Here is a 14,878-nt window from a genome sequence, read left to right as displayed (position 1 = left end):
GCTGCACCACGCTGTCGATGCGCGATTGATGCAGACCGCGTCACTGAGCCGAACTCGCCTGCAGCGCCGCCGCGATATCGCGGCTGACCGACGCGAGCGCGCGATCGTGAGCAGCAACGAGCGGCTCGAAGCCCGGACCGGACACCGCCTCATGCGCGACCGAGCGGCCCGTGACGATGCGGGCTTTTTCAGGCGGCCGCACCGCCCATAGCACGTCGACGGTGACGTCCCGCCCAGGCGCGGACTCAAAGCGCATTACGTCGATGCGCACACGCCATACGCCAGGCGGTTCTTGCGCCAGATCGAAAACCGAAACCTGCGGTGAGTTCAGCAGCACGGCAAGGTCGGCGGCAATCACACGGCCAATGTCGCCGTTCAACGGTTGCGCCCAACGCGCGAATTCATTGACCTCGACCTCGTGGTCGCCGAGCCGGGTGACGATCTGCGGCCGGTCCACGATCTCGGGTATCGAGACAGGACCGATCACCACGGCGATCGGGTGTGTGGAGCCAGAGCTGGCGAGAGCCCGGTCGGGGCTCAGCGTGTAGAAACTCGTCGGCGGCGACTTGCATGCGCCGAGTCCCCCGCCGACGAGCACGAGAATCAGACACGCCGTCGCGTACCTCATGGTTTGTCCTCCGACTTGCCACGCACGAGCGCTTCCGGATGGCGCGACAGATAGTCGGTCAGCGTACGCAGCGTGGCGGCTGTGCGGGTTAGCTCGCGCATCGCCTCTTCCGTCGATTGCTGCAGCGACGAATCCGGCTGCAACGCGGTATTCGCGGAATCGAGCGCCGTTTGCGCCGACGAGAGCGTGTCATGCGCCTTCGGCACGACTTCGGTGTTGAGGCGGGAGATCAGCGAATTGGTCGTGCGTAACGTCGTGCGCGCATCGTTGCCGATCACCTCGAACGGGATCGTGTTGAGCTTGGCCAGCAAGCGCGTGACGGAGTCCTGTAGCGACTGAAGCGTGCGCGGTATCGCCGGCAATTCCGGCGGCGACTTGCTCCAGTCTATCGCCGCCTTGGGCGCATCCGGGAAATAATCCAGCGCGACGTAAAGCTGGCCGGTCAGCGGATTGCCGCTTCTGAGCTGGAAACGGAATCCGTGTTCAATCAGATAGTTCGCCACCCCGCGTGGGTCGTCGCTGATACGCCCCCCGGTGCGGGCGCCCTGGTAGCGGGACGTAAAGCGCTCCGGATAGATCTGTATTCCGACGGGAATGCTGAAACGATTCTGTACCGGATCGAAGCGTGTATAGATTGCCGTCACCTCGCCAATCACAACACCGCGGAAATCGACAGGCGCGCCAACTGTCAGACCGCGCACGGAATCCATGAAATTCACGACGTATTTATCGATGATCCGATCGTGCTGTTTCATCGCGTCGGCGCGGTTGGCGTAAAGTTCGAACCCTGCATTGGCCGCGGCGTTGGTATCTTCCTGTGACTCCGGCGGCGACTCGAACGCCACACCACCGATGATGATGGAGACGATCGACTGCGTTTCCACACGCAGACCGTTGCTATCGAACGCCATTTCTACTCCGCTTGCGTGCCAGAACCGGGTATCGGTTTTCACGAAGCGGTCGTATGGCGCGTTGACGAACACCTTCAGCGTGACACCTCGGCCATCCGGGTCCAATTGGTAGGAGGCAATCTGGCCGACCCGAAGTCTGCGGAAATAAACCGGCGAGCCCACATCCAGCGAGCCAAGTCCATTGCCCTTCAAAATAAACTCGCGCCCCGGCACGTCGCTTGCGAAGACCGGCGGCTCTTCGAGCCCGACGAAATTGCGCCGCGCTTTTGCTGCATTGCCGACATCGACGTCGATGTACGACCCCGAGAGCAGCGTGCCGAGCCCGGAAACAGTGCCGCCTGAAATGCGCGGGCGAACCACCCAGAATCGCGTGTTGTCGACCAGCAGGCTCGCCACGTCGCGCGCGACCTCCGCTTTTGCCACGACGTGCTTATGATCCGGCGACAGCATGACGGTCTCGACCACGCCGATATCGACGTCCTTGAACTTCAGCTTCGTCTTCCCGGCCTCGAGGCCCTCGCCGGTCTTGAAGCTGATGGTGATGCTCTCGCCGCGTTCCAGGATCGCCTTCGTAGCGAGCCATCCGCCGATCAGCACCGCCACGATCGGCACGAGCCACACCAGCTGCATGCGCCAGCGCGAGCGCGGTATCGAATCTGCGGCGGGGAGCTCAGGAAGATCCGGCTCGTCATTTAATCCCGACATGAGCCCTCTCCGCTGCATCCCAGATGAGGCGCGGGTCGAAAGCCATCGCCGCCAGCAGCGTCAACACGACCACCGCGCCGAACGCAATCGATGCCGGCCCCGCCTCGATCGTCGCCAGCGCCTGGAATTGCACCAGCGCGACGAGCATCGTGATGACATAGATATCGAGCATGGACCAGCGCCCGACCAGTTCGATCACGCGATAGATTCTGGTGCGCTGCTCGGGAAGCCATTGCGAATGAAGCTGGGTCGATACCGCCAGATAAGCGAGGCCCAGGATTTTGAGCATCGGCACCACGATGCTCGCGATGAACACGAGAATGGCGAGCGGCCATGAACCGGATACCCACAGATACACCACGCCGCTCATGATCGTGTCTTTCTGCGCCCCGAAGAGCGAACTCGTGTTCATGACGGGCAGCACGTTGGCCGGGATATACAGCACGATCGCGGCAAGCAGATACGCCCACGTCCGCGACAGACTCGCGGGTTTGCGACGATGCAATGACGCCCGGCAGCGCGGGCAATCGTGCACGCCCGAGCGCGCCGGATCGCGTACCAGCAGCCCGCACTCTTCGCACAGCACCAGCTCGTACTCGGAAGCCGTCACCGCCGTGCGCCGGAGCTTCAGCGGCGGCAGCCGCCACGCGCCGCCGGCATTTTTTCCGGCGCTGATGCGGGACCATATCTCGCGCGGATCGAACGCCGCCGACGCCGCGGCGAGCAGCAACATCAGCACCACGAACGACCACAATGCCGTGCCCGGCACCACCTTCGCGATGTGCGCCAGCTTGACGAGCGCGACCAGCAGACCGAGGATCAGAACCTCGGTCATGCCCCACGGCCGCGCCAGTTGAAACAGCCGGAAGCCCTCGACCGCATGCCACGGCACCCGCCCAAAATGCAACGGTACGAGCAGCCACAGCATCGCCACGGTCTGCAGCACCGGCATCAGAATCGTCGTCACGCAGACCAGCACCGCGAGCGGCCAGGTGCCGTGGCTGTACAGCATGCGGACCGATCCGGCCAGCGTCGTTTGAACCAGATTGCCGTTGACCGACAGACCTACGATAGGAAACACGTTCGAAATGACGAGCAGCACTGCGGACGCGAGCGTAAAGGCGAGGGCACATTCGGGGCCGTTCGTACGCCGCCTTCCAAGCTCCGCGCGACAACGACAGCAACGCAACGAGCCGCCGGGCGTGAGAGGCGCTGCAAGCTGAAGCAGGTCGCACTCCTCGCAGGCGATGATTTCCCGGCCTGTCATCTCGGCTCCAGGGCGACCGCCGGTTCGCCCGCCGGCGCCGTGCCGCGCGCGACGGGTTCGGTGCCCGGCGGCGGCGTGGCTGGTGCGGGCGGTGGAATGGACAGTTTCTCCGCGGCGAGAACCCAACCGCCGCCCATCGCCTTGTAGAGGTTGACGAACGAGGTCAGCTCGGCTCCCTGCGTCTGCGTATAACTCAGTTGTGCGTTGAAGAGGCTTCGCTCGGCGTCGAGCACTTCGATGTAGCTCGTGTAACCGCCTTCGTAACGCAGACGCGCGAGACGCGAGTACGTTTGCAGCGCCTCGACCTGGTTGGCCAGCACGGCCAACTGCTCGTTCGTCTTCTGCACGGAGATGAGCGCGTCCTCGACTTCCTGGAACGCCACCTGAATCGCTTTCTCGTAGGCGAACAGGGCCTCCTGCTGACGTGCCTCGGCCTGCCGCACCTGCCCCGAGATATTGCCCGCCGTGAAGATAGGCTGCGTCACGCTACCGGCAAAACTCCATACCCTTGCCGGCCCGGTGAAGAGATTCGAGAACTGCGTGCTGACCGTACCAAACAGCCCGGTCAGCGAGATGGACGGAAAGTAAAGCGCCTTGGCCGCGCCGATCAGCGCGTTTTCCGACACCAGGGTCTGCTCGGCCTGCAGCACATCCGGACGGCGTTCGAGCAACTCCGAAGGCAGCCCGTTCGGAATCTGCGGCGAGCCCAACGTCGCCAGGTCGCGACCGCGAAGAATCGCGCCCGGGTTTTTGCCGAGCAGCACCGATAACGCGTTTTCCTGCTGGCCGATCTCCATTTCGAGCAGCGGGATGGTGGCCAGCGCAGCCTCGTACTCCGACTGGCTTTGCGCCAGCTCCATTTGCGACACCTCGCCGCCCCTGAAGCGCAACGTGAAGACCCGGACCGATTCGTTGCGGCTTTCCACGGTTACCTTCGCGATCTCAAGCTGCCGATCGAGACTGCGCAAGTTGATGTAAGCGGACGAGACCGCGCTGACCAGCGTCAGGATGGTGGCCCGGCGACCCTCTTCGCTGGCCAGCAGGTTCGCGCGGGCAGCCTCGGTCTGGCGGCGAACCTTGCCGAAAAGATCGATTTCCCATGCCACCGACGCTGTCACGTCGAACTGGTTGTAGATCGGGCTGACATTGTTCGGTATCGGTATTCCAGCCGCCTGAGACACGCGTTGGCGAGATGCATCCGCGCCCGCCACGACCTGTGGAAATAACGCGGAACGCGTCGTCACGAACTGCGCCTGAAACTCGTCGACCCGCGCGGCCGCGATCTTGACATCAAGGTTCTCCAGCAACGCGGTTGCGATCAGCTGGTTGAGCACCGGGTCCTGAAACTGCTCCCACCACGCCACGTTGGCGATTTCAGCTGCTTCGCCCTGCGCAAAGCGATACGTTGCCGGCACCTCCACCGTGGGCCGGACGTAGTTGGGGCCAAGCAGGCAGCCGCTCAACGCAAGCAACGTGGCGGAAGCGAGCAGACGCGCCAAAGCCGTCGCTTTCATGTCAAGGACTCTCTTGCGGTGGCGCGTGCGGCGGCAGACCGGGCTCCGCCGCGGTCGGGCCGGGCGCCGCTCCGGCTGCGCCCTGACCCGGTGTCGGCTTGCCGCCACGCGAGCGCGACGACATCGATTCGAGCAGGTAATAGAACATCGGAATGAAGAACACCGCGATCGCTGTCGCGCCGATCATGCCGCCGATCACACCCGTGCCGATCGAATGGCGGCTGTTGGCCGACGCGCCCGTCGCAATGGCAAGCGGCACGCAGCCGAGGATGAACGCCAGCGAGGTCATCACGATCGGACGCAAGCGCTCTTCCGCTGCCGTCATGGTCGCGTCAAACACCGACGCGCCGGTCTCCCGGTTCAGCACCGCGAATTCGAAGATCAGGATCGCATTCTTGGCGGCGAGCGCAACGAGCATCGTCAGTCCGATCTGGAAGTAGACGTCGTTACTCAGGCCGCGCAGCAGAATGGCGAGCAGTGCGCCAAACAGCGCGAACGGCACCGCCATCAGCACGCCGATCGGCAAGCTCCACTTCTCATACTGCGCGGCGAGGATAAGGAACACCATCACCAGGCCGAACACGAAGACGAGCCCCGACGTGCCGCCCGATTGCCGTTCCTCGTAGGCCTCTCCGCTCCAGGCGACGTCATAGCCGGGCGGCATTTGCGTCGCCAGTTCCTCCAGGGTGGCGATCACCTGCCCGGAGCTATATCCGGGCGCGGCGTTCGCCGTGATTTTGATCGCGGGAAAATTATTGAAGCGCGTGACCAGATCGGGACCCACCACAAACTGGTAGCTGGCCACCGACGTGATCGGCATCATCGTGCCGGTCTTGCTGCGCACGAAGATCTGATCGAGGTCGCGAGGCTTCAACCGGTACGACGGCTCGGCCTGCAAAATCACTTGCCAGAGCCGGCTCGAGCGATTGAACTGCGACACATAGAGCGAGCCGAACATCGTCTGCATCGCGCTATACGCGTCTTCGACCGGCACCCCGAGGGTCTCGGACTTGTCGCGGTCTACCTGCACCAGCAGTTGCTGCGACGACGCGTTGAACGTCGACGTCACACCGGTGAGTTCCTGACGCTGCTTCGCCTTCTGAACGAACTCCTGCGCAACCTCCGCGAGTTGCGCGATGCTCGCGTCGCCCTTGCTCTGAATCCACACTTCCGTGCCGCCGGTCGTGCCGAGACCGGGAATCGACGGCGGGTTGACGGGAAGCACAACGCCCTCTTTCACGTTCGCGAAATGGCGGTAGGCCTCTTGCAGGACTGTCCGCGCGTTCTGCGTCCTGATGTTCGCCGACGAGTAGCGTTCGTCGAAACCCTTGAAGCCGACAAAGAAAGTGCTTGCATTGTTTTTATTCTGGTTATCAAGCAGGCTATATCCGTCGACCACCGTGATGCTGCCGACTGCCGGCTGTTTAATGAAGTAGTCGGTGACCTGCTGGGACACCTCGCCGGTACGGTCGAGGCTCGCCGCGTCGGGCATGATGACGGCGCCGAGCAGATAGCCCTGGTCCTCCGGCGGCAGGAACGCGGAGGGAATCGACCGCACCATGAGCACCGCGAGTACGATCATGGCCACGAAGAACATCAGGGCGAAAATCGATCGCTTGATCACCAGCCTGACCGCTCGCGAGTAGCCCGCCGTCATCCGGGCGAACTGGTTATCGAACCAGCGGAAGAAGCCCTTCTTTTCATGGTGGGAACTCTTCAGCAGCAACGCGGCGAGCGCCGGCGACAAGGTCAGCGCGACGATGCCGGACAGCACCACCGATATCGCAATCGTAATGGCGAACTGCTTGTACATCTGCCCTGTGATTCCGCCAAGAAACGCCACGGGCACGAACACCGCGCACAGCACGAGCACGATGGCGATGACCGGTCCCGCTACCTCGTCCATTGCCTTCTTGGCGGCGTCTTTCGGATTCAGCTTGAGGACCGTTATGTTTCGTTCGACGTTCTCGATGACGACGATCGCGTCGTCCACCACGATTCCGATGGCGAGCACCATCCCGAACAAGGTCAGCATGTTGATCGAGAAGCCTAGCGGAAGCATGAGCATGCATGTGCCGACAATCGAGACCGGCACCGCTACGATCGGAATCAGCGTCGCACGCAGGCTCTGGAGAAACACGAAAACGACAATGACGACGAGCACCAGCGCTTCGAAAAAGGTGTGAATGACGTCCGAAATGGAGGACCGGGTGAACTCGGTCGTATCCATGGCGATTTCATAAGTCATCCCTTCGGGAAACGACTTGCTTAGCTCCGCGAGCGTTGCCCGAACCCGCTTCGAGACATCCAGCGCATTGGCTCCAGGCTGTTGATAGACGGCGAGAACGGTCGCGGGCTTGCCCTGGAACCGGCTGCGAATGGAGTAATCTTTTTGCCCCAGTTCGGCACGACCGATGTCTTTGATCCGCACGATCGCCGCGCCACCATTCGCCGCGCGCACGATGATATTTTCGAACTGGGACGGCTCGGTCAGACGGCCAGTCGTCGTGACGGCAAAGGACTGTTCAACCGATTGTCCCGTAGGCGACTGCCCGATGCTGCCCACGGCGAACTGCTGGTTCTGATTCGCCACCACGCGCTGAACGTCGGCGGCTGTCACGCCAAGTTGCGCCATCCGGTCGGGCTTTAGCCAGATACGCATTGCGTAATCCGGATTGCCGAAAATACTGGACTGATTCGCGCCCGGCACCCGCTTGATCGCGTCGAGCACGTACACGTTGGCGAAATTCGCGATGTAGACCGAGTCGTACCGGTCGGAAGGTGAATAGATCGCAATCACCATCATGAAGGCGGACGACTTCTTCTGCACCTGAATGCCCTGCGCCTGGACCGATTGGGGCAGCTGTGGCAACGCGAGATTCACGCGGTTCTGCACGTCGACCTGGGCCAGTTCGGGGTTTGTGCCGATCTGGAAGTACGCATTGATCGTCAGGTTCCCGGTGGAGGAACTCGACGAGTTCATATAGATCATGTTGTCCGCGCCATTGACCTGTTGCTCGATCGGCGCGGCGACATTGTTCGCCACAACCTCGGCGTTGGCGCCCGGATACGTGGCGGAAATGGTGATCTGCGGCGGAGTGATGTCGGGATACTGCGCGACCGGCAGGGCGAACATCGCCAACGCGCCGCCCAGCGTAATGACAATCGAAATAACCGACGCGAAGATCGGACGATCGATGCAATAGTGCGAGATGCTCATATCGGTCGCCCTTTCATTGGGTCGCACCGCTGGCGGTCCCTTGTGCCACCGGCTCCTTACCCTGCGCGGAAGGTGCGGGTGCCGCCGCTGCCGCACTTTCAGACTCGGCAGGTCCAGGCTGCGCTGCGGCTTTCTCGGGGGACGGACCTTTGACGATCTTCAGTTGCGCTCCCGCCGCGACGCGCAGTGCGCCGTCCACGACGATACGTTCGCCCGGCTTGAGTCCTTCCGAGACGAACCAGTCATCGCCGTGCCAATCTCCCACTTCGACGACCCGCTGGTGCGCTTTCGACTGGTCGTCGACGATCCAGACAAAGTGACTCTTCGAGCCTTGCAACACGGACCTCTGCGGCACGAGAATCGAGTTGGGCCTGATGGCCCCGGAAACGCGTGCCTTCACGAACTGGCCGGGCCGCAATGTTCCCTTGGGATTATCGAAGACCGCCCGCACCAGAAAGGTCCCCGTTTCAGTGCTGAAAGCGGGGTTCGCGAAGTCGATACGCCCGGACTTCGAAAAGACCGATCCATCGGCCAGAACCAGCTGGACAGTGAAATCGTTGTGCTCCGGGAATTTCAGTAAACCTGCCGAAATCTGGTCCCGGTACTTCAACATTTCGTTTTCAGAGATGCTGAAGTTCACCCACATCGGGTCCAGTTGATAGACGTAGGTCAGCAAGCCGTTGGAAGTCGCCGTGACATAGCTGCCGTCCTGCTGACGTGCAAAGCTCGACAGACCCGCGAGGGGGGACTTGATCGTCGTGTAGCCGAGATTGAGCTGCGCCGTATCGACTTCCCCCTTGGCCGCGATCACTGCGGCAAGGGACTGCTTTTCGTTGCCTATCGCGTCGTCAAGGTCCTTCTTGCTCAACGCATTCTGCGCGGCCAGAGGTTCCACGCGCGCGAGGTTTGCTTTGGCGACCTGCAAACGGGCCTCCTGTTGCGCCAGTTGTCCTTTGGCGGTTTGCAGCGCCGCCTCGAACGGCTTGCGGTCCATCTGGAACATCGTCTGCCCCGCCCTGACCAGCTGCCCTTCGACGTACAGGCGCTTGTCGAGGAAACCGTCCACCCGCGCGCGAATCTCGACCTCGCGGGAACTCTGGGTTTGAGCGGTAAACTCGAAGTCGACCGGGGTATCGCGCTGTACGACGGTCGTGACGGTCACTTCCGGCGCGGCTGCCGCCGGCGCGGCGGGTTGCTTCTTGCATGCGGCCAGCAAGGTCATAGCCGCTGCCACCAACAGCAGCGCGCACCCTGGACGGCGCAGGCAACCGAATGTGTCCGTGAGCCCGCGTAAATGCCGCCACGGCGTTCTATGGAGGTCGAGGACCGTTTTCATCGCGCGATCCGCCTGATCACAGGGCCGTACAGTTGCCGAACAGCACCAGTGCGTCGTCGCGATTGACGATCGTCAACGTCATCGATCCGTCTGCCGAATCGAGCACCAGGGTCCACCCATATCCCATCTCGGTACCATCCATGATCACCTGATTGGCATCCTTGCTGGCGATACGCATGGGGGTCGTTCGCGCGGGTCCGACGATCGTTTTCTTTGCGAAGTCGAGAGAGAGAAACAGCGGCGCGCCGATATCCCCCGGCAACGAACGGCTGCAGGTCAGTCCCGGATCGCATGAGTGCGCGTCGACCGTCGCGCAGAGTAGCGGCTTACTGCCATCGAAATCGGCGGCCGACGTGTCGAGTGCAATGACGCTGAGCAGAATCGTGATTAAAGACGTGAGTAAGATTGACCCTAATTTCATCACGTACTCCTGCGTTTTCTTTGAGCGCTGCTCGCGCAGTGAACCCGCGCGCGACGACGGCTGGCGAACGCGTCAGGTCATTTTAGCCGCGCCCCCACTCAATACGGCTGGCCGTTTGAGTGACGCGCTGATGTAAGTCAGTTTGGTAGCTGGAATACAGCGAGACAATCGGACCTTGGTCTCATATCGCCCGGCGAGGTGCATGTTCTTCAAGGGTGCCGAGGGCCGTTGATCGCCATTTCGACAGCCCTGATCAGGATGGCGGCATTGAACGGCTTTCGTAGATACGCGGAAGCGCCGGACGCGAGCGCGGCCTGCCTGACGGAAAGCTCGTCGTGCGCGGTGATCATGATGACCGGCAGGCCTATCGGCGCAAGTTGACGCTGAATTTCCAGTCCGCTTGTTCCCGGCATCTGGACGTCCAGAATGACACACGCAGGCCGGTATGACGGAATTGCCGTCAGCGTATTCAAGAACTCATCGCCGCTTGAAAACGTCTCCGCCTCGATCCCAGCGGAGTGCAGCAGACGCTTGATGGCTCGGCATATCGATTCGTCATCATCGACCACAGCAACGATCTGATTGAGGTTGCCCATATGACAGCGCGAACACGCAGTCGCTCCGTGAGTAGACCATTGGTCCTTTTAGACTAACGGGAGAGACGGAAATGAGAAATAAGACTTTGGTCCACTAGCGGCCACTCGCGCCAGTGCTGGGTCCGGTCGGCGGTCACGAGGACGCCGATCGGACCATGTGGCATTACTTGTCTTCGGTTGCGTACAGGCCGACTCTTTCCGCAAGCCGGACGAGTTCCACAATCGATCGGGCCTTCATCTTCTCCATCACGCGGGCCCGATGAATCTTGATCGTTTTTTCAGCCGCGCCGAGATCGCTGGCGACCTGCTTGTTCAGGCGGCCTGTCACGACGAGGGCCATGACCTCGCGCTCGCGCCGCGTGAGATGATTGACCCGTTCCAGGAGTTCAGCCGTTTCGCTCCTTCTCGCATACTCGATGCAAGCGCGTCTGAGCGCGCGATCTACCGCGGCCAGCAACAGCGATTCGCACACCGGCTTGGTCAGAAAATCGAGTGCGCCGGCTTTCATTGCTTCGACACTCGAACTGACGTCGCCATGCCCCGTCAGAAAGACGATGGGGATGAGCTGGTTGAGATTGCGCTGCACGTCCAGCCCCGTCATTCCCGGCATCTGCAAATCGAGAACGAGGCATGCGGGCGTGCTCGCCAGATCGGCTCTGTCCAGAAAAGCATCCGGACTGTCGAAGGATTCGACGTGATAACCCGACGCGCGCAGCAGTCGGGAAAGTGCGCATCGCACCCGCTCATCGTCGTCGACGATGAAAACGCAGGCGGCGCCCTGATTCACGACATCCGCGCGTGACCCTGCTGTAAATCGGCTCCCTGGGGTAGCGATATCTGAAAAGACGCTCCCTTGTCCTCGTTGTTCTCCGCCCATAGCCGGCCTCCGTGCGCCGTCACGATCGTGCGGCTGATAGACAGACCCAGTCCGAGTCCTTGAGGTTTGGTGGTGAAAAATGGCCTGAATATCTTGCTCATCCTGTCGACGGTCAAACCGTGACCTCGATCTTTCACCGTAATCCGTACGCCTCCCCCAACCTCTTCTCGCACCGTTGTCTCGACGATGCGCTCCTTTGGATCGCAGTCCTTCACTGCGTCGAAAGCGTTCAGCAGCAGATTGAGCAAAACCTGCTGTAGTTGAACCTTATCGCCGAACACCGTCGCCAGATTGTCGGTAATGTCGAATTTCGTGCAAACATCACGCGCCACCGCGTCGCTATGGACGAGCAGGGCGGTGTCCCGGACCACCTCGGCAACGTCTACCCGCTGCAACTCCAGGTCACCTTTTCGTACCATCGTCCGGATCTTCCGGATAACTTCGCTCGCGCGACGGTTATCTAAAATGATGTCGCCCAGTGCCTCACGGAGCTCAGCCAGATTGACCTTCTCCGATTCAATGAATTTCTGTGCGGCCTGCGCGTTGCTCAAGATAGCGGTAAGCGGCTGATTCAGCTCGTGTGCGAGAGAACTGGCGAGTTCTCCCAAAGATGAGACTCGCGCCAGATGAGCCATCTCCTTCCGGCTGCGATCGACTTCGCGGCACGCGTCACGACCCGTTATGGCGATGATCTGCAAATTCTGATCAAACGCGCTGTATTGCGTGATATCCGTTTCCACGTGAAAACTTTCACCGTCACGCCGGCGCGCGACCACCACCTGTGTTGTTGCCTTGTCGGCGATTTTGTGTTCGATGCCACGGTCTTCGGCTATAGAACCGCAATCCTGCCAGCCACGGATGGGGAACAGCATCTCGATCCATGCGCCGGTCAACTCTTCGCCGGTATAGCCGAATAGGTCTATCGCTCGTTTGTTCGCAAAAATTATCTGATTCTGCTGATCGACCGTAAGCATCGCGACCGGCAGCATCTCAAGCGCGTCCCTCAAGTGAATTCGTTCGTCAAGAACTGCGCGCCTGCCGCATCTTTCTCCCAGCGGCGCTGCCACGCTCGCGCCTGTATGTCGTTGCCGTCCCGCCTTTGAATTGGCAAACTCACGTTCATCGGCAGCAATCCGCTCTTTGGGCTGATCCGCAACGTCGCCGGGTAGCGCCAATGATTTGGCACCCGGTGTTCCCAGCCGCCGATGTCCGCGTTCCCGAAGCGAACGGGCGCTGATGGATGACGGATGCACTTCGCGGTAAACGCTTCGAGGCGAGTGGTGCTGTTGCAGGTAGCGGGCCCTGGCAAAACTGACTATCCCTTGCACCAGGTCTTTGCCACGCACAATCAGATGGATCATTGGTAGCTCCGTAACCAATGTTTAGTGCATGTCCAAAGTCAGGGCCTCGCCATGCGCGACGGTCAACTATACCGATTCGCGGCGTTTGGTTTGGGCCATCGGCAACTTGGGAACAGTATAGGACCCCAAACATGGATTGGAGGGACATGTAAAAGAATTTTTTTATTTGCAATTCCCGCTTGCCGGCGTTCCGTGCCTGAGTTTCACTATCAATTATTTAAACGCGGAAAAGTTGATTTCATCCCGGCGAATACGGCATGCTTGTATAGCTCAATAACTATGCGCGAGCGTTTTTTCTGGTCGGAAACGGGCAAGCGAAATAGTGAATTTCGGACGTGACGTGCATGGCATTCGAAGGTCGACCGTGAGTTGAGTTTCGCGCTACATCAGGCATATCAGCGAATACCCCAGGCGGCGGCAGCCCGACACGTCTAAAGGACTATTTAAATATATTGCGCGCGTCGTCAGTCATATAGCCACTACCGGCTGTTTCCGGTTGAAGTCGCGATCCTGCTGGCGGATTCTGGCCCAACGCTTGTGCCTTATCCTCCCAAGGCAATGATTGCCATAGTCAGCATTACGCCTAGCGCTGCCATGGCAAATCCCGCTTTCCATCCACCGAACCCGGAGTGGCGGCCCAACGCTACTCCGCTGCCAAACAGGATGGCAATCGTCAAAACACGCGAAACGATCAAGGCAGTCGGGACGTCGCTGAACACGACGAATGGCAAGGCAACCGGGAAAGTCGAGGAGACCACGATCAGAAAGATGGCCACCGCTCCGATTATGTCAGCCCGCAAAAAACGCGGACGGCGCGGCAAATCCGGGATGGCGGAAAGGCGCGCCCGAATAAGCTCCAGTTCCGTATCGGTGATCAGCGGCGTGATCCACCTGGGCAACGCCTCACGCAGTGCGCGAACTCCGGCCGCCGCATCCAGCTCGTGTCTCATGGTCAGTGCAAGCGTAAGCCGCCGACCGCGATTCGTCAGCGTGCGTACGAGAAACATCACAGCATCGGCGAGGCCCCAAGCGAGGTTGCAACCAAGTGCCGTGTAAAACATCTTTCGCCCGGCACCTTCGCCGGCTGTGACGGCCGACACGGCGCCGACAAACGTTAGCGCCATGAATAGACCGAAACACAATTCGGACACCCGATCGACGGTATCCAGCACCGGCTCGCGAGCATTGATGTTTTCCTGATCCATTAGCCCGGTAGCGTACATGAGGCCTCTCGCCGCAGTTGGCATGTGATCGGTCTCCGACCTCGCCGGCCGCGCTCATGGCATGTCGACACGCAGTCCCGGGCGAATGCCGCCGGATCGGAAATCTTCATCGCGCCGGCCACAAACGGGGCCGCAATCCCGAAGCTGCCGCGGTGACGAGCGCTTTTTTATTGACGGCGACGACGCCGTTCGAATCAACGCGCCGGCAAGGCATGGCGACGGCCGTTGGATCGACGATCCAACGATAGACTCACGCAAGATACCGCGCACAATCTGGCGGCGATATCGGACCAAAGTCGTATGGCCTTCCTGTGATCAACGTCCTTGCCTACCGGTTCGAATCGCGCAGAAAAGGCTTGATCGCGGGCGTTGCCCTTCACCCTGATCCATTGCCGACCGTCAGCACGCCTGGGACGCGCAGCTTGTCTACGGAAGTTTACATGCCGCCAAGCGGTTTCTTCACCGTCAGCTTGCTGGTCACCGAAATCACCCCTGGAACGCCCTTCGCGATCTCCGCGACCTTGTCGATCTGGGAAGCATCCGTGACCGTGCCATTCAGTGTCACCGCGCCGTCTTTTGCGGTAACACTGATATTGCCGGCACTGATCTCCTTTTGCTTCCCAATGGCGGCATAAACCTTCCGCCGCAGGGCACGATCCGCTTTCCTTCCCGTGGGTGCCGTTGCGCCTGACGCCCCCATCGCGGATGCGCCTGGTGCGCTGGCCGTCTGGCCCGGCTGGGGCCATGCGTTCATAGACACGGCAACGATCAATGCGGCAACCGCCAGCTGAACTACCTGAATGCTTTTCATCGAATACT

12 protein-coding genes are annotated in these 14,878 nt (G+C 60.8%); all 12 read right to left on the bottom strand.

Annotation, left to right across the window (positions count from 1 at the left end; all coding sequences use genetic code 11):
• Positions 1–40: 40 nt before the first annotated feature.
• The 12 genes from RI103_RS25590 to RI103_RS25535 all read right to left on the bottom strand — a co-directional run bounded on the left by RI103_RS25590 (position 41) and on the right by RI103_RS25535 (position 14,870).
• Positions 41–628, bottom strand: coding sequence for a PqiC family protein (locus RI103_RS25590; protein ID WP_310818417.1), 588 nt, complete (start codon positions 626–628; stop codon positions 41–43).
• Entirely contained in the window at positions 625–2,244 is a 1,620-nt protein-coding gene (locus RI103_RS25585; RefSeq protein WP_310818416.1) for an MlaD family protein, read from the bottom strand. Before RI103_RS25585 ends, RI103_RS25590 begins: the two co-directional genes overlap by 4 nt.
• On the bottom strand, positions 2,228–3,511 hold the full coding sequence (locus RI103_RS25580) for a paraquat-inducible protein A (protein ID WP_310818415.1): 1,284 nt from the start codon (positions 3,509–3,511) through the stop codon (positions 2,228–2,230). Before RI103_RS25580 ends, RI103_RS25585 begins: the two co-directional genes overlap by 17 nt.
• On the bottom strand, positions 3,508–5,025 hold the full coding sequence (locus RI103_RS25575; protein ID WP_310818414.1) for an efflux transporter outer membrane subunit: 1,518 nt from the start codon (positions 5,023–5,025) through the stop codon (positions 3,508–3,510). The genes RI103_RS25580 and RI103_RS25575 overlap by 4 nt, the downstream gene beginning before the upstream one ends.
• Before the next feature lies 1 nt (position 5,026).
• On the bottom strand, positions 5,027–8,245 hold the full coding sequence (locus tag RI103_RS25570; protein WP_310818413.1) for a multidrug efflux RND transporter permease subunit: 3,219 nt from the start codon (positions 8,243–8,245) through the stop codon (positions 5,027–5,029).
• 13 nt (positions 8,246–8,258) lie between these two features.
• Positions 8,259–9,467, bottom strand: coding sequence for an efflux RND transporter periplasmic adaptor subunit (locus RI103_RS25565; protein ID WP_310818412.1), 1,209 nt, complete (start codon positions 9,465–9,467; stop codon positions 8,259–8,261).
• Positions 9,468–9,597: 130 nt separating this feature from the next.
• Complete coding sequence (locus RI103_RS25560) at positions 9,598–10,002, bottom strand: hypothetical protein (RefSeq protein ID WP_310818411.1); 405 nt, start codon at positions 10,000–10,002, stop codon at positions 9,598–9,600.
• Positions 10,003–10,211: 209 nt separating this feature from the next.
• Complete coding sequence (locus tag RI103_RS25555; protein ID WP_310818410.1) at positions 10,212–10,598, bottom strand: response regulator; 387 nt, start codon at positions 10,596–10,598, stop codon at positions 10,212–10,214.
• 163 nt (positions 10,599–10,761) lie between these two features.
• Positions 10,762–11,385, bottom strand: coding sequence for a response regulator (locus RI103_RS25550; protein ID WP_310818409.1), 624 nt, complete (start codon positions 11,383–11,385; stop codon positions 10,762–10,764).
• Positions 11,382–12,836, bottom strand: a complete 1,455-nt coding sequence (locus RI103_RS25545) for an ATP-binding protein (RefSeq protein ID WP_310818408.1) — start codon at positions 12,834–12,836, stop codon at positions 11,382–11,384. Before RI103_RS25545 ends, RI103_RS25550 begins: the two co-directional genes overlap by 4 nt.
• Before the next feature lie 542 nt (positions 12,837–13,378).
• Positions 13,379–14,059 carry a hypothetical protein gene (locus RI103_RS25540; RefSeq protein WP_310818407.1) on the bottom strand — a complete coding sequence of 227 codons (681 nt, stop codon included), beginning with the start codon at positions 14,057–14,059 and terminating at the stop codon, positions 13,379–13,381.
• 436 nt (positions 14,060–14,495) lie between these two features.
• Positions 14,496–14,870: a BON domain-containing protein gene (locus RI103_RS25535; RefSeq protein WP_310818406.1), complete on the bottom strand. Its 375-nt coding sequence runs from the start codon at positions 14,868–14,870 to the stop codon at positions 14,496–14,498.
• Between the last annotated feature and the right edge of the window lie 8 nt (positions 14,871–14,878).

This window comes from Paraburkholderia sp. FT54 (assembly GCF_031585635.1).
Taxonomy (GTDB): Bacteria; Pseudomonadota; Gammaproteobacteria; order Burkholderiales; family Burkholderiaceae; genus Paraburkholderia.
Note: the sequence above shows the minus strand (reverse complement) of the source record. Positions and strands in the feature narration are given on the sequence as shown.

Bases quoted from the DNA above. Each gene is read 5' to 3' on its own strand.
- RI103_RS25590 (WP_310818417.1), bottom strand. From the start codon at position 628: ATGAGGTACGCGACGGCGTGTCTGATTCTCGTGCTCGTCGGCGGGGGA.
- RI103_RS25585 (WP_310818416.1), bottom strand. From the start codon at position 2,244: ATGTCGGGATTAAATGACGAGCCGGATCTTCCTGAGCTCCCCGCCGCA.
- RI103_RS25580 (WP_310818415.1), bottom strand. From the start codon at position 3,511: ATGACAGGCCGGGAAATCATCGCCTGCGAGGAGTGCGACCTGCTTCAG.
- RI103_RS25575 (WP_310818414.1), bottom strand. From the start codon at position 5,025: ATGAAAGCGACGGCTTTGGCGCGTCTGCTCGCTTCCGCCACGTTGCTT.
- RI103_RS25570 (WP_310818413.1), bottom strand. From the start codon at position 8,245: ATGAGCATCTCGCACTATTGCATCGATCGTCCGATCTTCGCGTCGGTT.
- RI103_RS25565 (WP_310818412.1), bottom strand. From the start codon at position 9,467: ATGACCTTGCTGGCCGCATGCAAGAAGCAACCCGCCGCGCCGGCGGCA.
- RI103_RS25560 (WP_310818411.1), bottom strand. From the start codon at position 10,002: ATGAAATTAGGGTCAATCTTACTCACGTCTTTAATCACGATTCTGCTC.
- RI103_RS25555 (WP_310818410.1), bottom strand. From the start codon at position 10,598: ATGGGCAACCTCAATCAGATCGTTGCTGTGGTCGATGATGACGAATCG.
- RI103_RS25545 (WP_310818408.1), bottom strand. From the start codon at position 12,836: ATGATCCATCTGATTGTGCGTGGCAAAGACCTGGTGCAAGGGATAGTC.
- RI103_RS25540 (WP_310818407.1), bottom strand. From the start codon at position 14,059: ATGTACGCTACCGGGCTAATGGATCAGGAAAACATCAATGCTCGCGAG.
- RI103_RS25535 (WP_310818406.1), bottom strand. From the start codon at position 14,870: ATGAAAAGCATTCAGGTAGTTCAGCTGGCGGTTGCCGCATTGATCGTT.